This is a genomic window from Roseibaca sp. Y0-43 (genome assembly GCF_020667835.1).
In the GTDB taxonomy this organism is placed as follows: Bacteria; Pseudomonadota; Alphaproteobacteria; order Rhodobacterales; family Rhodobacteraceae; genus Roseinatronobacter.
Genome location: NZ_JAFMPR010000006.1, coordinates 96,154 through 113,527, shown reverse-complemented (window position 1 = coordinate 113,527; position 17,374 = coordinate 96,154). Strand labels below are relative to the sequence as shown.

General features: G+C 65.5%; 19 protein-coding genes. 5 read left to right on the top strand and 14 right to left on the bottom strand.

Annotation, left to right across the window (positions count from 1 at the left end):
• The first annotated feature begins 28 nt into the window (after positions 1-28).
• Positions 29-1,507 carry an efflux RND transporter periplasmic adaptor subunit gene (locus J1C52_RS09445; protein WP_227427689.1) on the top strand — a complete coding sequence of 493 codons (1,479 nt, stop codon included), beginning with the start codon at positions 29-31 and terminating at the stop codon, positions 1,505-1,507.
• A 3-nt stretch (positions 1,508-1,510) separates the two neighbouring features.
• A complete protein-coding gene (locus J1C52_RS09440) occupies positions 1,511-4,948 on the top strand; it encodes an efflux RND transporter permease subunit (protein WP_227427688.1) in 3,438 nt (1,145 codons plus the stop codon).
• Here the strand turns inward: J1C52_RS09440 and J1C52_RS09435 are convergent.
• Entirely contained in the window at positions 4,924-5,745 is an 822-nt protein-coding gene (locus tag J1C52_RS09435; protein WP_227427687.1) for a protein-disulfide reductase DsbD domain-containing protein, read from the bottom strand. The genes J1C52_RS09440 and J1C52_RS09435 overlap by 25 nt on opposite strands.
• A gap of 136 nt (positions 5,746-5,881) precedes the next feature.
• Here J1C52_RS09435 and J1C52_RS09430 point away from each other — a divergent pair, with 136 nt between their 5' ends.
• The 3 genes from J1C52_RS09430 (at position 5,882) to J1C52_RS09420 (ending at position 7,408) form a co-directional block, all read left to right on the top strand.
• The gene (locus J1C52_RS09430; protein WP_227427686.1) at positions 5,882-6,475 is read left to right on the top strand and encodes a YqgE/AlgH family protein; all 594 of its coding nucleotides are present in this window, start codon (positions 5,882-5,884) and stop codon (positions 6,473-6,475) included.
• 60 nt (positions 6,476-6,535) lie between these two features.
• Positions 6,536-7,075, top strand: coding sequence for an NYN domain-containing protein (locus tag J1C52_RS09425; RefSeq protein WP_227427685.1), 540 nt, complete (start codon positions 6,536-6,538; stop codon positions 7,073-7,075).
• A 180-nt stretch (positions 7,076-7,255) separates the two neighbouring features.
• Positions 7,256-7,408, top strand: a complete 153-nt coding sequence (locus J1C52_RS09420) for a hypothetical protein (RefSeq protein ID WP_227427684.1) — start codon at positions 7,256-7,258, stop codon at positions 7,406-7,408.
• Here J1C52_RS09420 and J1C52_RS09415 read toward each other — a convergent pair.
• The 13 genes from J1C52_RS09415 to J1C52_RS09355 form a co-directional block, all read right to left on the bottom strand.
• Entirely contained in the window at positions 7,398-8,207 is an 810-nt protein-coding gene (locus J1C52_RS09415; protein ID WP_227427683.1) for a division plane positioning ATPase MipZ, read from the bottom strand. The two genes, J1C52_RS09420 and J1C52_RS09415, sit on opposite strands and share 11 nt — an antisense overlap.
• Positions 8,208-8,343: 136 nt before the next feature.
• Positions 8,344-8,565 carry a 50S ribosomal protein L31 gene (gene rpmE / locus J1C52_RS09410; RefSeq protein WP_227427682.1) on the bottom strand — a complete coding sequence of 74 codons (222 nt, stop codon included), beginning with the start codon at positions 8,563-8,565 and terminating at the stop codon, positions 8,344-8,346.
• An 11-nt stretch (positions 8,566-8,576) separates the two neighbouring features.
• Positions 8,577-8,957 (bottom strand): 50S ribosomal protein L19, encoded by a 381-nt coding sequence (gene rplS / locus J1C52_RS09405; RefSeq protein ID WP_227427681.1) that lies wholly within the window; start codon positions 8,955-8,957, stop codon positions 8,577-8,579.
• A 241-nt stretch (positions 8,958-9,198) separates the two neighbouring features.
• A complete protein-coding gene (locus J1C52_RS09400; protein ID WP_227427680.1) occupies positions 9,199-9,630 on the bottom strand; it encodes a cupin domain-containing protein in 432 nt (143 codons plus the stop codon).
• 12 nt (positions 9,631-9,642) lie between these two features.
• Complete coding sequence (locus J1C52_RS09395; protein WP_227427679.1) at positions 9,643-10,434, bottom strand: sulfite exporter TauE/SafE family protein; 792 nt, start codon at positions 10,432-10,434, stop codon at positions 9,643-9,645.
• A complete protein-coding gene (gene guaB / locus J1C52_RS09390) occupies positions 10,434-11,882 on the bottom strand; it encodes an IMP dehydrogenase (protein ID WP_227427678.1) in 1,449 nt (482 codons plus the stop codon). The genes J1C52_RS09395 and guaB overlap by 1 nt, the downstream gene beginning before the upstream one ends.
• A gap of 70 nt (positions 11,883-11,952) precedes the next feature.
• Positions 11,953-12,942 (bottom strand): tellurium resistance protein, encoded by a 990-nt coding sequence (locus J1C52_RS09385; RefSeq protein WP_227427677.1) that lies wholly within the window; start codon positions 12,940-12,942, stop codon positions 11,953-11,955.
• Entirely contained in the window at positions 12,939-13,601 is a 663-nt protein-coding gene (gene gph, locus J1C52_RS09380; RefSeq protein WP_227427676.1) for a phosphoglycolate phosphatase, read from the bottom strand. The genes J1C52_RS09385 and gph overlap by 4 nt, the downstream gene beginning before the upstream one ends.
• A complete protein-coding gene (locus J1C52_RS09375) occupies positions 13,598-14,155 on the bottom strand; it encodes a thioredoxin family protein (protein WP_227427675.1) in 558 nt (185 codons plus the stop codon). Before J1C52_RS09375 ends, gph begins: the two co-directional genes overlap by 4 nt.
• A gap of 10 nt (positions 14,156-14,165) precedes the next feature.
• On the bottom strand, positions 14,166-14,864 hold the full coding sequence (gene rpe, locus J1C52_RS09370; protein WP_227427674.1) for a ribulose-phosphate 3-epimerase: 699 nt from the start codon (positions 14,862-14,864) through the stop codon (positions 14,166-14,168).
• A gap of 146 nt (positions 14,865-15,010) precedes the next feature.
• Positions 15,011-15,958 carry a lipoyl synthase gene (gene lipA / locus J1C52_RS09365; RefSeq protein ID WP_227427673.1) on the bottom strand — a complete coding sequence of 316 codons (948 nt, stop codon included), beginning with the start codon at positions 15,956-15,958 and terminating at the stop codon, positions 15,011-15,013.
• 101 nt (positions 15,959-16,059) lie between these two features.
• Positions 16,060-17,007: a hydrogen peroxide-inducible genes activator gene (locus J1C52_RS09360; RefSeq protein WP_227427672.1), complete on the bottom strand. Its 948-nt coding sequence runs from the start codon at positions 17,005-17,007 to the stop codon at positions 16,060-16,062.
• Positions 17,008-17,053: 46 nt separating this feature from the next.
• Positions 17,054-17,311, bottom strand: a complete 258-nt coding sequence (locus J1C52_RS09355) for a BolA family protein (protein WP_227427671.1) — start codon at positions 17,309-17,311, stop codon at positions 17,054-17,056.
• Positions 17,312-17,374 lie beyond the last annotated feature (63 nt).

Below are 17,374 nucleotides of genomic sequence, written 5' to 3'. Positions count from 1 at the left end.
ATAGAGGGCAAACAGATTTGGAGTGACCATGCGTTTTCTGACCCGCAGCCTTTTGGGTTTGTTCTTGGCCGCCCTGTCCGTCTCGGCACTGGTCTATGCGGGGGCGACGCTTGTCGGGGCAATCCAAAGCCGGGCCGAGAATGCAGCGGGCGCGCGGGGCGACGCCCGTGAGCGGGTTTTCACCGTGCGCGCCGTGACGGTCACACCCGGCCAGGTACAGCCCACGCTTGCCGCCTTTGGCGAGGTGCGCAGCCAGCGCACGCTCGAGCTGCGCGCGCCGGTCGGTGGTCGCATCATAGAGCTTGGCGAGGGGGTCGAGGACGGGGCAGAGGTTGCTGAGGGGCAAATGCTGTTCCGCGTGGACCCTGCCGATGCCGAGGCCGCGCTTGCGATTGCCCAAAGCGATCTGGCCCGCGCCGAGGCAGAGCTGCGCGATGCCGAACGTGCTCTTGCGCTGGCTGCCGAAGATGTGGCCGCGGCAGAGGCCCAGTTCGACCTGCGCAACCGTGCGCTGGAGCGGCGCGAGGGGCTGGCAGAGCGCGGGGTCGCGACGGAAGCGGCGTTAGAAGAGGCGGAACTGGCGCTGGCCTCTGCCCGGCAGGCCGTTGTGGGCCGCAAACAGGCGCAAGCCAGCGCAGAGGCCCGCGCCGATCAGGCCCGCACCGCGCTTGACCGCCAGAAGATCACCGTGTCCGAAGCCGAGCGGCGCTTGGCTGACACCACGGTGCGCGCGGGTATCTCTGGCACGCTGGCCGATGTGGCCTTGGTCGAGGGGCGCTTGGTCAATACCAGCGAGCAATTGGCCCGCATCATCGACCCTGATGCTTTGGAAGTGTCGGTGCGCGTCTCGACCGCGCAATATCTGCGCTTGCTGGATGATGATGGGCAGCTGCGCGATGCTGGCGCGCAGGTCGCGCTGGAAGTGGCAGGCTATGAAATTTCGTCGCCCGGCCAGCTTGTGCGCGCCTCTGCCACGGTGGCCAGTGGCCAGAGCGGGCGCGAGGTATTTGTCGAACTTGCCAATCCGCGCGGCTTTCGCCCCGGCGATTTCGTGACCGTGCGCTTGTCGGAACCCGCGCTGGATGCCGTTGCGCTTCTGCCCGCCAGTGCGATCACCACGGGCGGCGAGGTCTTGGTCATCGGCGAGGACAACCGCCTGAGCGCGCGCCCCGCCACTGTGCTGCGCCGGCAGGGCGATGACGTGATTATCGAAGCCGGCGATCTGGCCGGGCTGGAGATCGTGCGCGAAACCGGGCCGATGCTGGGCGCAGGTATTCTTGTGCGCCCCTTGCGCCAGAATGCCCAAGGCCAACTGGAGGCAGAGGCGGAAGAGATGGTCGCGCTTGACCCAGAACGCCGCGCGCGGCTGATCGCGCAGGTCGAAGGCAACACGCGGATGCCCGAACAGGTCCGCGCCCGGCTGATTACCCAATTGTCGCAAGACAGCGTGCCCGCCCAGACGGTCGAGCGTTTGGAAAGCGGCGGCGGCGCGCGGCAGGGGGGCTAGGCGATGAGCGATCCTCAAACCAGTCAACGCGCGCGGCTTGCCGTTCAGGCCGTTGGCATTTTCCGCTACTTCACCCGCCACAAGACCGCGGCCAACCTGCTTTTGGTCATCATGGTGGTCATGGGGCTGGCGGCCATGCCGCAGATGCGGGCGCAGTTCTTTCCCGACGTGGTGGTCGATAACATCCGCGTCGATGTGCCATGGCCCGGTGCCGGGGCCGAAGACATCGACCGCGCGGTGGTCGAGGTTGTCAGCCCGGCCTTGCAGGCCATCGAGGGGGTGACAGAGGTCAGCGCGGAATCGCGCGAGGGCCGCGCCAGTTTCACGCTGGAGTTCGAAACCGGCTGGGACATGGCCCGCGCCAATAACGACGTGCAAGACGCGATCGACGCGGTGTCGAACCTGCCCGAGGACGTGGAAGACCCCGTCACCCAACGCTCCAACTGGTCCGACCGCGTGACCAATGTCGTGGTCAGCGGCCCCGTCGCGACCGAACAGCTTGCCCGCTTCGCCGACGAATTCGCCGCCCGCCTCTATGACGCCGGGATCACCCGCACCATCGTGCGCGGCGTGGCCAGCGCCGAGGTCATGGTCGAGGTGCCCAGCCGCAACCTGATCGAGCATGACATCACCATGGCCCAGATCGCGCAGGCCATCGCCCAGACCGTCAGCACTGACCCGACGGGCGATGTGGCCTCTGGCGCGGCGCGGGTCCGCACCGGGGTCGAACGCCGTTCTGCCGCAGAGATCGCGCAGGTCGCGCTGCGCACCGATGCGGACGGCACCGTCCTGACCGTGGGTGATATTGCGCTTGTCGAGAAAAGCGACATCAGCCGTGACCGCGCCTTTTTCGTGGGGCCGGACCCGGCGATCACGCTGCGCGTGGACCGCTCGCAGCAGGGCGACGCCATCGCCATTCAGGCGCAGGTGGCCGAGATCGCCGCCGAGATGAACCGCACCCTGCCAGAGGGCACCAGCATCGAGCTGGTCTCGACCCGCGCAGAGTTCATTTCCGGGCGCGTCAACCTGCTGGTCAGCAACGCACTTATGGGGCTGGCGCTGGTGGTGGTGCTTCTGTTCCTGTTCCTGAACGCGCGCACCGCGTTCTGGGTCGCGGCGGGCATTCCGGCGGCGATGATGGCTGCGATTGCGGGCATGTATGTCATGGGGCTCAGCTTCAACATGATCTCGCTCTTCGCGCTGATTATCACGCTGGGCATCGTGGTGGATGACGCCATCGTCGTGGGCGAACATGCCGATTACCGCGCGCGCGAACTGGGCGAAAGTCCCGCGCAGGCGGCAGAGAATGCCGCCACCCGCATGGCGCAGCCGGTCTTTGCCGCGACCGTCACGACCGTTCTGGCGTTCGGCGCATTGATCCTGATTGGCGGTCGCTTCGGCACGCTGATTGCCGATATTCCGCTGACCGTGATCGCGGTGCTGCTGGCCTCGCTGGTTGAATGTTTCCTGATCCTGCCCAACCACATGGCGCATTCCATTGCCGCGGGCCTGAAGGAAAGCTGGTATGACTGGCCGTCGCGGCAGGTCAACAAGGGTTTTCGTTGGGTGCGGGAAAAGGCGTTCCGCCCCATGATCCAGCTTGTGGTCGCCGCACGCTACCCGGTGCTGGCCGGACTTGTGGCGCTTCTGGCGGTGCAATCGGCCAATCTGGTGCGGGGCGATCTGCCGTTTCGCTTCTTCAACCCGCCGGAACAGGGGTCGATCACCGGCAATATCGTGATGAATGACGGCGCAACCCGCGCCGACACGATCGAGATGCTGCGCGAATTGCAGCGCGCGGCGGATGAGCTGTCATCGCAGATCGAGGCGGAAAGCGGGGTGAACCCGATCACCTTCGCCATGGTCGAAGTGGGCGGCAACGCGGGCCGCCCGCTGGCCAGTGCCGAGAACAAGGATCCCGACCTGTTGGGCGGTATCTCTATTGATCTGGTCGATGCCGATCTGCGCCCGATTTCCAGCTTTGCCTTTGCCTCGCAGCTGCAAGACATGGTCACGCGCCATCCGCAACTGGAAGAGTTCAGCTTCCGCTCTTGGGGGTCCGGCCCCGGCGGCGACGGAGTGTCGGTGGACCTGACCGGTGGGGATGCGGCCACGCTGAAAGCGGCGTCAGAAGCCCTGCGCGCGGCCCTTGCCCCCTATCCGGAAATTACCGGGCTGGACGACAACCTGCCCTATGACAAGCCCGAGCTGGTGCTGGAGCTGACGCCGCAGGGCCAGGCGTTGGGCTTTACCATCGACAGCCTTGCGCGCGATCTGCGCAATCGCCTGACAGGGATAGAGGCCGCGACCTTCCCCGATGGGCTGCGCACGGGCCGCGTGCGGGTGGAACTGCCGGAAAGCGAACGCGCCGCAGATTTTCTGGACAGTATGCAAATGCGCTCGCCCACCGGTGCCTATGTGCTGCTGGGTGACATCGTATCGGTCACAGAGCGTCAGGGTTTCAGCCGCGTGCTGCGCGAGAATGGCGCGCGCGTCGTCACCGTATCGGGCGATCTGTCCGAAGACGATCCCGCCCGCGCGCGCGAGGTGACGCTGGCGCTGCAAAACCAGATCCTGCCCGCGTTGGAGGCCGATTTCGGGATCACCACGCGCCTGTCGGGCCAAGCCGAACAGGAACGCGAATTCCTGACCGATGCGGGTATCGGGCTGGGGCTGTGCCTGATCCTGATCTACCTGACGCTGGCTTGGGTCTTTTCCAGCTGGATGCGGCCCTTGGTGGTGATGGCGGTCATCCCCTTCGGCCTGATCGGCGTGATCTATGGGCACATGTCATGGGACATGGCGATGTCGATGTTCTCTATCGTGGGGATCATGGGGATGGCCGGGATCATCATCAACGATTCCATCGTGCTGGTGACGACCGTGGACCAATACGCCCGCGATCGCGGGCTTATCCCGTCGATTGTCGATGCCGCCTGTGACCGTTTGCGCCCGGTGGTGCTTACCACGCTGACCACGGTTCTGGGTCTGATGCCCTTGTTGTTCGAGAAATCGACCCAAGCCGCCTTTCTGAAACCCACCGTCATCACGCTGGTCTATGGTCTGGGCTTCGGCATGGTGATCGTGCTGCTGCTGGTACCCGCGCTCTTGGGTATCGGGCATGACCTGCGGCGGTTGTTCACCTCGTTGTCCCGCGCCGTTGTGCAGCCGCAAAGCGGCATCGGCCAATTGCCGCGCGCGGCGCTTGTTCTGGTGGCGGGCTGGCTGGCCCTGACCTTGGGCTGGACGGTTTGGCAGGGCACGCTGCCCGCAGCCCTTGCCGGCATGGCCGCCGGGTTTGGGGCCGACCCGCTGCGCGCGGGGCTGATCCTGGCAGTTGGGGGCACGGCCGTGTTGCTGGCGCTGTTGTGGCTGGCAGGGGCGGTCACGGTCTGGCTGGGCCAGCGCCGCGCCGCTCAGCGGGTCAGCGAACAGCCCTGATGCTCATAGGTGCCGTTGGCGGTAATCAGCGTCATGCGGATCGCGCTGCGGTCGATGGCGGCGGTCTGCCCTTTGCGGGCGCGCAAAAGCGCTTGGCCCGTGACTTGCCCGCCCGCGCGCGTTGACGGCAGCGTTTGCACCCGCCAGACATTGCCCGGCATTTCCAGCAGCATGAATTCCTGACCAGAGCGTTGCGGCATGGTCCAATGCGCCGAGAGCTGCATTCCCTTGCGGGCGGGGGCCACATCGCAAGACACATCCGACAGCCCAGCCGCGCGCGCGGTTTGCGGGCGACTGTCCAGCGCGCGGGCAATGGTGCGGTCGAAACCGCCGCGCCCGTCCAGCGCCATGTCGAAAGTCATGTCCACCGGGATGCACACGTCGTCGCATACGCCAATGCTCAGCGCCGCGCGCAGGTCAATCGGCTGGCCTGCCCGCGCTGGTGTCAACTCCAGCGGCAGGACCAGCTCATCTGCATAGCCGATGCTCAGAAAGCCCGCCTTGGTAAACAGGCGCGGCGCGGGCCAATGCAGTCGCGCGCCTGCCAGATTGCCGGACCCTGACAGGTCCAGCCGGGGCGCGATGCCGCTCTCGCCCGGATGGCGCCAATAGGTGATCCAATCGCGCGCCAAGCGCAGATGGACGGCGGCCATGATGGTGCCCTGATCCGTGCGCCAGCCGGGGCGGATTTCGGCGGCGACAATATCGGCGGGGCGCGGGGCTTGCGCGTGGGCGGGCGAGGTCGCCCAGAGGGCCGCCCCCAATATCGCGCTGACTATGGATTTCCTGACTGACATGACATCTGTCATCCCCATTCTGATTGCAGAATGAAAGTCACATTCCGGCGAGAGACCCGTGTCGTGGCGCAAAGGCAGCACCAGACGCCGCGACAGGGGCTAGGCAAGCCCCCCGGCGCTGGGGCATTCTGATGCCATGACCGACGCCACCAGCCTGAGCGGAACCTTCCTGATCGCCATGCCCGGAATGCCGGACCCCCGGTTTTCGCATTCCGTGGTGTTCCTATGTGCGCATTCCGATGAAGGGGCGATGGGCTTGATCGTGAACAAACCCTTGCCCGATCTGGCCTTCGGGGCGCTGCTGCAATCGCTGGACGTGCCGCTGCACGGGGCGCATAGCGGCTTGGGCGATGCGCCGGTGCAGGCGGATGACCCGGTGTTTTTCGGCGGTCCGGTCGAGACCTCGCGCGGGTTCGTCTTGCACACGCCCGATGTGTTCGTCACCGATACCATCCTGAGCGTCACGGACTTCGCCGCGCTGAGCACGTCGATGGATATTCTGGCGCAGATCGCGCGCGGCCAAGGTCCGGCAGAGGTGCGGTTGGCACTGGGCTATTCCGGCTGGGGACCGGGGCAGTTGGAAGACGAGTTGCGCGCGGGCGGTTGGCTGACCTGCCCGGCCTGCCCGACCCTGCTTTACCACACCCCGCCCGACCGTATCTGGGCCGCGGCGCTGGACCGTATCGGGGTCGATCCGCGTTTGTTGTCCTCCACGCCCGGCCGGGCCTAATTCCGCCGCATTTCCGTCTTAGCAAAGGCGCAACTCAGGATTGCGACGGACCGATTTCCAATGACCATTACCCAGCTTGTTTCGAATCTGACCCCCTATTGGCCAGAGCTGGCATTCCTAGGGCTTCTTTGCCTTGTCGGCCTATGGCTTGTGCGGCGAAAGCGCCCGCGCGGCAGAGTGGGAGAGCGGTTCATCCTGGTCGATGGCTCTAACGTCATGCACTGGCGCGACAATACGCCCAGCATAGACCCCGTGCGCGCCGTGATCACTCGTTTGCAGGCACAGGGCTACACGCCCGGTGTCATCTTCGACGCCAATGCCGGCTACAAGCTGGAAGGGCGCTACCGCAACCATTACAAGCTGGCCAAACGCCTTGGCTTGCCGCATGAGCAGGTGATGGTCGTGCCCAAGGGCGAACCCGCCGACCCGATGATCCTGCGCGCCGCGCGCGAATTCGGGGGGCGGGTCGTGTCGCAGGACCGGTTTCGCGACTGGGAAGCCGAGTTTCCCGAGTTGCAACAGCCCGATTTCCGGGTGCGGGGCGGCTATGACGGCGGCAAACTGTGGCTGGATCTGCCCAAGGACAAGCGCGCGGCCTGACCGGCACCGCGCCCGGCCCCGCCGCTTGCGCGGTTTGGGCGCAACCGCGCCGCAAATCGGGCAGGTCTGTGATGCGGCCCTGAAAACACCCCGGACGCGACCGGAATTACCTTGCCCTCGCCCCATTCTGGCCCGCTGCGTTAGCGAAGGTTAACGCATAAACGCAACGAGGCAGAGACCATGAAATCGACCTTGCAGATCGCCCGGAATTCGCTGGCACTGGATACGTTCCTGTCCATTACCGGGCTGCCCCGCCGCCTGAGCGAGCGCTTTGACGCGCTCGAATCGGCCCGCGACGAGGCGCTCCCGCCGCGCGGGCATATCAGACACTGACCTCGACCTGTGGCAGGGCCAGCGCGCTTAGCAGATCGCGCAGCTCTTGGCGGGCGGCGATATGGGACATGTTCATCGTCTCGCCGCCGACATCCTTCAGGTCCAGCAGCGTCAGGCCTTTGGGAAACAGCTCTCGAAAGACGACCCGCTCGCTGAACCCCGGCGCTATGCGAAACCCGATGCGCTTGGACAACTGTTCCAAGGCGCGGCCCACGCGGCGCTTGTTGTGCATCGCGGTGGTGCCCAGACGGTTGCGCAGCACGATCCAGTCCATGGGCCGCAGCCCTGCCTCGGCGCGGGTCTGACGGGCTTTCCAGACCATCTCGGAATAGATCGAGGGCGACAGAACGCGGCCCGTGTCGGGGTCGGTGCGCGCCAAGAGGTCGAAGTCGATGAAGCTGTCGTTGATGGGCGTAATCAGCGTATCGGCCACCGAATGCGCGAACTGGCTGTAGCGGGTATGCGAGCCGGGGCAGTCGATCAGCAGGAAATCGGCCCAGCCCTGCACCTGCTCCAGCACCGCGCTCATCCGCAGATCGGCCAGTTGCGCGCCGTCTGGCACGCTGGCAGGGTCCAGATCGGGCAGGGCCATGAAATGCGGGCTGGGCAGGTCGGCCCCGGTCTTGGCGATGAAATTGCGCCGGTTCTCGATATAGCGGCCAAAGCTGAGCTGGCGCAGGTCCAGATCCATCGCCGCCACGCGCCACCCCATCCGGGCCAGCGCCACCGACACATGCATCGACATGGTCGATTTGCCAGAGCCGCCCTTTTCATTGCCGATGGTGATGATATGCGTCACGTTTGTTCCCCGCCTGTTCGCTGCACATCTATGACGGGGCGCGCGCGGGTGCAAGCGGGCACCAAGCCGTTGATGCCAAAGAAAAAGGGCGCAAAGGCAGATGCCCTTGCGCCCTTCGATACGGGATGGACAAGGCTTAGAAGCCCAGACCTGCGTATTTGTTCTTGAACTTCGACACGCGGCCGCCGGCATCCATCAGGCGGGTGCTGCCGCCGGTCCAGGCCGGGTGCACGGTCGGGTCGATGTCCAGCGCAAGGGTGTCACCCTCTGCGCCCCAGGTCGATTTCATCTGGACGACCGTGCCATCGGTCATCTTGACGTTGATCAGGTGGTAATCGGGATGCGTATCAGCTTTCATGGTCGCGCTCCTCAGGCTTTGTCGGTCAACGGACGATAGTTGGTCTTCTCGACGATACGCGCCGACTTGCCGCGACGATCGCGCAGGAAGTACAGTTTCGCGCGGCGCACGCGGCCACGGCGGACCACTTCGATGCTGTCGATATTGGTGGAATAGAGCGGGAAGATACGTTCCACGCCTTCACCGAAAGAGATTTTGCGCACGGTGAACGAGGCAGCAATGCCAGTGCCATGACGGCGGCTGATGCAGACGCCTTCAAAGGCCTGCACGCGCGAGCGGGTGCCTTCGGTCACTTTGTAGCCAACGCGGATGGTGTCGCCGGCCTTGAAATCGGGGATGGTCTTGCCCAGAGCAGCGATCTGCTCGGCTTCCAGCTGTGCGATCAGGTTCATCGCATGTCCTTTCATGTCTCGTGGTTTGCCCACGTCTTGATGAGGCTGGCCAGAGCTCTGGTCTTCGACCGGGTCCGCATGTCGCGCCCGCCAGAGAATGCCCAAACGTATTGGTCCGTGCCGCTGGCCCGCCTGTCCCCAACCGAAGCTGTGGGGTGTCACGCGCCAACAGGCCATGACCCGAATCCGGGTATGACAGCGCGGCGTATAGGCGCTGTCTTGCGCGCCGTCAAGCGCGGCGTCACATGCTGCGCGGGATGTCGAACCCCTTGGGCGCAAGGGTGAAGCCGTCGAAGCGGAACGCGGGCGAGACGGTGCACCCCACCAGCGACCAATCCCCCAGGCTACGCGCCGCTTGCCAGTGATCGGGCGGCACGATGGCCTGGGGCGCATGGCCCTCGGCCGCATTGCCCAAGACCGTGCGGGTGGCCGGCCCCGCATCGGTCGCGGCCATGTCCAGCGCCAAGGGCGCGCCTGCGTGGAAATGCCAGATCTCGGCCGCGTCGACCTTGTGCCAATGGCTGCTTTCGCCTGCTTGCAGCAAGAACAGGATGGCCGTGCCCGCCGGGCGCGCGCCCGGTGCGGCCTCTGCGATCCATGTCTGGCGATACCAGCCGCCTTCGGGGTGCGGCGTCAGCCCGAAGCGGGCAATCAGGTCGGTGGCGGTGGTCATGTCCCTGTCCTTTTATCCAGTCATCAGGGCGTTCAGCCCGTCATAGACCAGTTTGATGCCCACGATGGCCACCATGACATACATCACCGGATAGAACACCTCTGCCCGCATCCGCTTGACCACGGCGGCCCCCATCAGGGTCGAGATGACGGCCAGCGGCAGCATGACCAGCGCGCTGGTCAGCGTTGCGGCGGTGAATTGGCCAAGCGCCGCATAGGGCACCAGTTTGACCACATTCACGACGGCGAAAAAGACAACGCTGGTGCCGGTGTAAAGGCGCGGGTCCAGCTTTAGCGGCAGGGTGTAGACCTGAAAGGGCGGGCCACCCGCATGGGCCACGAAACTGGTGAAGCCCGCGATGCCGCCCCAGAAGGTGCCACGCGCCGGGCTTTGCCCCTTGGTGGCCGCCGGTCCCGCCCCGCGTGTCAGCACAAGGCGCGCGATAAAGCCAAGGGCCACCACGCCGACCAACAGGCGCACGACGGATTCGGGCGTATAAGCGGCGGTCAGCCAGCCGATGCCGATGCCCAAGGCCGCGCCCGGCAACAAATGCTGTAGCGTCGCCCGGTCGAACCAGCCACGCCATGTCCACAGGCCCACCGCATCCATCGTCAGCAGCACCGGCAGCAACAGCGCCGCAGCTTGCACCGGCGACATGGTCAGCGACAGGATGGGCACGCCCAGCAGGGCGAAGGCCCCGCCAAGCCCGCCTTTGGACAGGCCCACCAGAAACACCGCGACGCAGGCCGCGATCAGGCTGGCAGGGCCATCGAACAGCGTCAGCCCGGCCAAGGCTTGCATCATCAGCCGACCCGGTAATTCGGGCTTTCGCGGGTGATCTGCACGTCATGCACATGGCTTTCCTTCAGCCCGGCATTGGTGATGCGCACGAATTCGCAGCCGCCGCGCATCTGGGCCACGGTGGCGTTGCCGGTATAGCCCATGGTCGCGCGCAGCCCGCCGACCATCTGGTGCAGAACATTTCCGACCGCGCCCTTGTAGGGCACCTGCCCCTCGATCCCTTCGGGCACCAGCTTGTCGCTGGCGGCATCCTTCTGGAAATACCGGTCGGCAGAGCCGCGTGCCATGGCGCCAAGGCTGCCCATGCCGCGATAGGATTTGAAGCTGCGGCCTTGATACAAGATCACCTCGCCCGGCGCTTCATCCGTGCCCGCGATGGCGCTGCCGACCATAGCGCAGCTTGCGCCCGCCGCAATCGCCTTGGCGAAATCGCCCGACATCTTGATCCCGCCATCGGCGATGACGGGAACATCGCCCGCCGCGCCCGCGCAATCCATGATCGCGGTCAGCTGCGGCACGCCGACGCCTGCCACAACCCGCGTGGTGCAGATGGACCCCGGCCCGATGCCGACCTTGACCGCATCCGCGCCCGCGTCGATCAGCGCGCGTGTAGCGCTTGCGGTGGCCACGTTGCCGGCAACCACCTGCGCATTCGGGGCTTCGGACTTGATGCGCTCGACCGCCTTGGCGACGCCTTCAGAATGGCCATGCGCGGTGTCGATGACGACAAGGTCCACGCCCGCCTCGATCAGCGCCATGGAGCGTTCATACCCGGCATCCCCCACGGTAGAGGCTGCGGCAACCCGCAAGCGGCCCAGTTCATCCTTGCAGGCGGTTGGGTTCAGCACCGCGCGGTCAATGTCGCGCAGGGTCAGAAGGCCGGTCAGCCGTCCTTCGGCATCCGTCACCAGCAGTTTTTCGATCCGGCGCGCCTGCATCAGGCTGCGCGCTTCCTCGCGGTCGGCGGGTTCGCGCAGCACGGCCAGGTTATCGGCGCTCATCATGGCCTTCACAGGGGTCGAATCGTCGCTGGCAAAGCGCATGTCGCGGTTGGTCACGATGCCCAGCACGCGCCCTTGCTCATCGACTACTGGAAAACCGGTGACGTTGTAGCGCGCTTGCAGCGCCTTGGCGTCGCGCAAGGTCTGCTCGGGGCTAAGGGTGACGGGGTTATAGACGATGCCCGATTCAAACCGTTTCACGCGGCGCACGGCTTCGGCCTGTTCATCGACCGTCAGGTTGCGGTGGATCACCCCGATGCCGCCCGCCTGCGCCATGGCAATGGCCATGGGCGCTTCGGTGACGGTGTCCATGGCCGAGGACAGCAGCGGAATGTTCATGCGGATGGATTTGGTCACATAGGTCGAGGTGTCCGCCGTCGACGGCATGACCTTGGACGCGGCTGGAACCAGAAGCACGTCGTCGAATGTATATGCCTCACGAATTTGCATCACCGCTCTCCTGAAGTTGGTGTCCCGCTTGGCACGTCCCCATTTCATGCCTTGCGGGAAAATGAAAGCCCTAAGCCTCTGCCGCGTTGGTCTTTGCGGCCAGTTTGCCACCGGGCCACAGCTTGAAGATGCGGTAGGCGATCAGCGGCACCATCAGCGTGGCGACAACCAGCACGACGCCGCCGATCATGCCCATCGCACCTTGGCCTTGCGAGAGCGTGATGAGGGCCGAGGCGAAGGCCGCAAGCGGGAAGGTGAACGCGCCCCAGAGCGGCGAGAAACCGGCCTGTGTCAGCCATTTGGCCGATGCCAGAAGCGCGATCAGGATCGCAGCGGCCAGCGCGCTGAACGCGTAGGCGGCGGCTTGCAGCCCGGCCCCGGCGGCGACGATGGTGAAGAGGCTGGCCGGGGCCAGATGAATGGCCAGCAGCGGGCGCAGGGGCGCGGGCGGCACGCGGTTCAGCAATTGGCGCGCACTGAAGCCCCAGATCAGCCCGGCAGGCAGCAGCGTGGACCACAAAAGCCAGCGTGCCACGTCGGGATGGCCCAAGGCATTCGCGGCCACGCCACCGATGATGAAACCCACGAAGCTCAGGTGAAAGACCGGCGTGACCACGCGCCCCTCTTCCGGTCCGCGCAGGATGGTCAGCGCGATCGCCACCACCAGCCCCACATGCACCGCGAAGGCCAGAAGCGCCACGCCCGTGGCCAGCCCGCTGGCATAGGGGGCAAGCGTGGCGGCAAACAGCATCAGGCACAGGCTGGCCGCCGACAGGCCCGCGCGCCCCGGCAGCACGCGTAGATCTTCCATGAAGGTCGCGGGGCGGCGCAGGGGTTTGGCCAGATAGGCCGCCAAGGTGAACAGGAACAGAAGCGAGGTCGCGCCAAGGATCAGGTCGCCAATCGCGGGGTCGATCCCGAACGCACCACTGGCCGCGCGCCAGCCCAAGCCCACGCCGAACAGACCCATCAGCGGCGGAAACAGCGCCGGGGGTGTGCGCCGCCCGAAGCCGGGTTTCGGAATTTCCAAAGGCGGGGGCAGGGGGCGGCGCTGGGTCATGCGGCGTGGTCTTTCAGATGGTCGGGCAGGTGCCGGTAATCGCTGAAACGGAAATGATGGAACATGTCTTCGGGCGCGGCGTGGCGATAGCCTTCGGTATAAAGGCCAAAGCGCGCACCTGCGCGGCGGGCAGTTTCGGCATCGGTCTCGCTATCGCCGATATAGACGATCTGCGGCAATCTCAGCCCCAACCCCTCGACCACGGCCATCAGCGGCGCGGGGTCGGGCTTGGCCACGGGTAGGCTATCGCCGCCCACCACCACCGAAAACAGCTTGTCCCAGCCCAGATGGGCCAGCACCGCGCGTGTCGGGCCATTGGGCTTGTTGGTGCACAGGCCAAGCGCGTATCCGGCCCCGGCAAGGGCGGCCAGCGTGTCCTCGACATGCGGGTAAATGCGCGTGTTCTCATGCGCGCGCTCGTAGAAATGCAGGAACCGCTTGTGCAGATGATCGGTGCGTGCAGGGTCGTTCCCGCCCGTGACCGCGCGCTCCATCCGTTCGACAAAGACGCGCGCACCACGCCCGATGAAGCCGCGCGACTGCTCGAACGTGACCAGCGGCAGACCTTCGCCCGCCAGCACGTTATTGGCGGCGGCGTGAATGTCGGGTGCGCTGTCGATGAGCGTGCCGTCCAGATCGAAGATAACCGCGCGCGTCATGCCTCTCTCCACTTGATGGAACAGCCGATGGATGCCACCTGCTCGAGCGGGCCTGCGCCGGTTTCGGCAATCTGGCGCATGGCCTCGAACAGCTCTCGCGGCGCGTCGGTTATGTCGGGGTTGCGGCCCGCCGCATCCAGCCGGCCCCGGTATTGCAGGCGTCCTTCGGCATTCAGGCCAAAGAAATCCGGTGTGCAAACCGCCCCCCATGCGCGGGCCACGTCTTGGCTGGCGTCATGCAGGTAGGGAAAGGGAAAGCCACGCTCGCGCGCCATGCGGCCCATATTCTCGAAAGAATCGTCGGGATAGGCGGTCGCGTCATTGGAGCATATCGCAGCCACGCCAATGCCCAAGCCTTGCAACTCTCGGGCGTCGCGCAAAATGCGGTCCAGCGCCACCAGCACATAGGGGCAGTGGTTGCAGATGAACATCACCAAGGTGCCCTTGGGGCTGGCCACGTCCGACAGGCTGTAGGTGGCGCCGTCGGTTGCGGGCAGGCTGAAGCCGGGCGCTTTCCAGCCGAAATCGCAGACGGGCGGGTTCAGCGATGGCATGGCACCCTCCTCAGACGATGGTTCCGATGGCCGCTTCGGCGGCGTTGCGAATGGCGCGGATATTCGCGCCATACGGGGCTGGGTCGGTGACAGAGCCGCCCTTGAACACGGCAGAACCCGCCACCAGCACATCCGCGCCTGCGCGCGCCATGATGGGCGCGGTTGCGGGCGTGATGCCGCCGTCGATCTCTATATGGATGGGGCGCTCGCCGATCAGCGCGCGCAGGCGGCGCACCTTGTCGGACATGTCGATGAAGGCTTGCCCGCCAAAGCCGGGGTTCACCGTCATGACGCAGACCAGATCCAGCAGGTCCAACAGGTTTTCCACCCCGTCCAGCCCAGTGCCGGGGTTCAGCGCCAACCCGGCCTTGGCCCCGCTGGCACGGATGGCCTGAAGCGTGCGGTGGATATGCGGCCCCGCTTCCATATGCGCGGTAATGACATCGGCACCCGCCTTGGCAAACCCGTCGATATAAGGGTCCACCGGCGCGATCATCAGGTGCACATCCATCACGCCGCGAATATGCGGGCGAATGGCGGCGCAGGTGGCCGGGCCAAAGGTCAGGTTCGGGACGAAATGGCCATCCATCACGTCGACATGAACCCAATCCGCGCCTTGGTCCTCGACCGCGCGGCACTCGGCCCCGAAATTGGCGAAATCGGCGGCAAGGATGGACGGGGCGATCTTGATGGCGCGGGAAAAGCTCATGGGCTGGGCCTTTTTTGGCTGAGTCGGGGTGCTACGGACCTATTACGCCGCTCTCCGGGTAAATGCACCCCCAGAGCCCATGTCATCTTGCGACAAATACACCCGCCTTTGGCATAGGCCGCTTTGCCCCGCCTGACCGGGCAGCCCTAGACCGCGAACTTGGCCAGACGCGCGGCACGCAGGCGCGCGAAATCGTCGCCCGCGTGGTAGCTGGAGCGCGTCAGCGGCGTGGCCGACACCATCAGGAAGCCTTTGCCAAGTGCCGCTTTCTCGTAGCTCTTGAACTCATCCGGTGTGACGAAACGGTCAACGCGGTGATGGCGCGGCGTGGGTTGCAGGTATTGGCCGATGGTCATGAAATCCACATCGGCGCTGCGCATGTCATCCATGACCTGCAACACGCCTTGGCGCTCCTCGCCCAAACCCACCATGATGCCCGATTTGGTGAACATGGTCGGGTCCAGCTCTTTCACCCGCTGCAACAGGCGCAGGCTGTGGAAGTAGCGCGCGCCGGGGCGCACGGTCGGATAGAGGCCCGGCACGGTTTCAAGGTTGTGGTTGAACACGTCCGGTTTCGCCTCGACCACGATTTCCAGCGCTTCCGGCCCGCATTTCAGGAAATCGGGCGTCAGGATTTCGATCGTCGTGTCGGGGCTGCGGTGGCGCACGGCGCGAATGGTCTGGGCGAAATGCTCGGCCCCGCCATCGTCCAGATCATCGCGGTCGACAGAGGTGATGACCACATGTTTCAGCCCCAGCTTTTCGACCGCATGGGCCACGCGCCCCGGTTCGAACGCATCGAGCGTATCGGGGCGGCCGGTGGCCACGTTGCAGAAGGTGCAGCCGCGGGTGCAGATCTCGCCCATGATCATCATGGTGGCGTGACCTTGGGACCAGCATTCGCCGACATTCGGGCAGCCTGCTTCTTCGCAGACCGTTGTCAGCTTGTGCTCGCGCATGATCTTGTGGGTTTCGGCATAGCCTGCGCCCCCCGGTGCCTTGACCCGAATCCAGTCGGGTTTCTTGGGCTGCGCCTGCACCGGACGATGGGCTTTTTCCGGGTGGCGTTGGTCGGGCAGTTTCAGATCGCGCACGCAATGTCCTCCTCAGGATTGCCGTTTCATATAACGCGCCTGACGCCCGAAAACAACGCAAGCCCGGCATGACGGCCATGCAAGGCGCACATGCCGAAAGCTCAGGCAGGACGTGCTGCCGGCGGCGCGATGCGCCGCGCGTCGGCCAGCAGCGTCTGCGCAGCTTGCTGGATATGTTGCGCCAGTTCCGCGAACCAGTCGGCCTGCGTGCTGCCCGCGCGGCGCAGCAGGGTCACTTGGCGGGCAGGTTCGGGGGCGTCGAACCGGCGCAGGGCCAGCGACGGCGTGCCGCGTGTTTCAGTGCCCAGCGCGATTTCTGGCAGCAAGGTCAGCCCGAACCCTTGCGCCACAAGCCCGCAAAGCGTGGAAAGCGACGACGCGCCCAGATCCAGCCGGGTCTGGCGACGGTCGAGCGCGCAAACCTCCAGCGCCTTGTCGGCCAAGCAATGCCCTTCGTCCAACAACAAAAGCTGGTCGGCGGGTAGTCCCACCGGGCGCAAGGCTTCGGGGCTGTTGCCCAGGGCTTGCAAGCGCGCGGCGCTGCCTGCCAGCACGAAGCCGTCGGTGAACAGCGGGTGCGCGATCAAGTCGGGCGCGGGGGCCGGGTCGGCCAGCACGACCGCATCCAGCCGCCCGTCGCGCAGCCCGTCCAGCAAGTTGGCGGTCTGCGATTCGCGTAGGCGCAACTCGCGGGTGATGTCTGCGGCGCGCAAGGCGGCCAGCGTGCCGGGCAGCAGATAGGGGGCCACGGTCGGGATCATCCCGATATTCAGCTCGCCCAAGCCGCGCGCATGGCGGGCATCGGCCTCCAGCTCCATCGCTTCGGCCAGAATACGGTCGGCACGCTCCAGCACGCTGCGCCCGGCCCGCGTCAGGCGCAGATCGCGGGGGTTGCGCTCTATCAGCGGCGTGCCAAGGATCGCTTCCAGCTCCTTGATCTGCATCGACAGTGCGGGTTGGCTGACATTGACCAAGCCCGCCGCGCGCCCAAAACTGCGGGTCTGCGCCAGCGCGCGAAAGTAGTGAAGTTGACGAAGGGTGATTTTCATAAGCGTGGATTATGCTGCGGGCAGTCGCCCTTCAGGTTCGCTTATGTCAGCCGTCAATATCCATCGCAAGCGCATGAATGCGCCCCACCAGATCCGCGCCCAAGGCATCATGCACCGCGCGGTGGCGGGCCAGCCGCCCCATATCCGCAAATTGCGCCGCGCGAATGCGCAGGTTGAAATGGGTCTGCCCGCCTTCTTGCCAGCCGCCATGGCCGCGATGGCTTTCGCTGTCATCGACCACCTCCAGCTCGCGCGGGGCGAAGGCGTTTTGCAGCTTTTGTTCTATTTCATCACGAATCAGCATTGTCTGTCGGGTTCCTCTTCAATCCTTCGCGAAAGATAACTAGTATCGCGCCCTCTGGTCGAA

Excerpts from the sequence above, each read along its gene's own strand:
- J1C52_RS09445 (WP_227427689.1), top strand. The coding sequence starts at position 29 with ATGCGTTTTCTGACCCGCAGCCTTTTGGGTTTGTTCTTGGCCGCCCTG.
- J1C52_RS09440 (WP_227427688.1), top strand. The coding sequence starts at position 1,511 with ATGAGCGATCCTCAAACCAGTCAACGCGCGCGGCTTGCCGTTCAGGCC.
- J1C52_RS09435 (WP_227427687.1), bottom strand. The coding sequence starts at position 5,745 with ATGTCAGTCAGGAAATCCATAGTCAGCGCGATATTGGGGGCGGCCCTC.
- J1C52_RS09430 (WP_227427686.1), top strand. The coding sequence starts at position 5,882 with ATGACCGACGCCACCAGCCTGAGCGGAACCTTCCTGATCGCCATGCCC.
- J1C52_RS09425 (WP_227427685.1), top strand. The coding sequence starts at position 6,536 with ATGACCATTACCCAGCTTGTTTCGAATCTGACCCCCTATTGGCCAGAG.
- J1C52_RS09420 (WP_227427684.1), top strand. The coding sequence starts at position 7,256 with ATGAAATCGACCTTGCAGATCGCCCGGAATTCGCTGGCACTGGATACG.
- rpmE (WP_227427682.1), bottom strand. The coding sequence starts at position 8,565 with ATGAAAGCTGATACGCATCCCGATTACCACCTGATCAACGTCAAGATG.
- rplS (WP_227427681.1), bottom strand. The coding sequence starts at position 8,957 with ATGAACCTGATCGCACAGCTGGAAGCCGAGCAGATCGCTGCTCTGGGC.
- J1C52_RS09400 (WP_227427680.1), bottom strand. The coding sequence starts at position 9,630 with ATGACCACCGCCACCGACCTGATTGCCCGCTTCGGGCTGACGCCGCAC.
- J1C52_RS09395 (WP_227427679.1), bottom strand. The coding sequence starts at position 10,434 with ATGATGCAAGCCTTGGCCGGGCTGACGCTGTTCGATGGCCCTGCCAGC.
- guaB (WP_227427678.1), bottom strand. The coding sequence starts at position 11,882 with ATGCAAATTCGTGAGGCATATACATTCGACGACGTGCTTCTGGTTCCA.
- J1C52_RS09385 (WP_227427677.1), bottom strand. The coding sequence starts at position 12,942 with ATGACCCAGCGCCGCCCCCTGCCCCCGCCTTTGGAAATTCCGAAACCC.
- gph (WP_227427676.1), bottom strand. The coding sequence starts at position 13,601 with ATGACGCGCGCGGTTATCTTCGATCTGGACGGCACGCTCATCGACAGC.
- J1C52_RS09375 (WP_227427675.1), bottom strand. The coding sequence starts at position 14,155 with ATGCCATCGCTGAACCCGCCCGTCTGCGATTTCGGCTGGAAAGCGCCC.
- rpe (WP_227427674.1), bottom strand. The coding sequence starts at position 14,864 with ATGAGCTTTTCCCGCGCCATCAAGATCGCCCCGTCCATCCTTGCCGCC.
- J1C52_RS09360 (WP_227427672.1), bottom strand. The coding sequence starts at position 17,007 with ATGAAAATCACCCTTCGTCAACTTCACTACTTTCGCGCGCTGGCGCAG.
- J1C52_RS09355 (WP_227427671.1), bottom strand. The coding sequence starts at position 17,311 with ATGCTGATTCGTGATGAAATAGAACAAAAGCTGCAAAACGCCTTCGCC.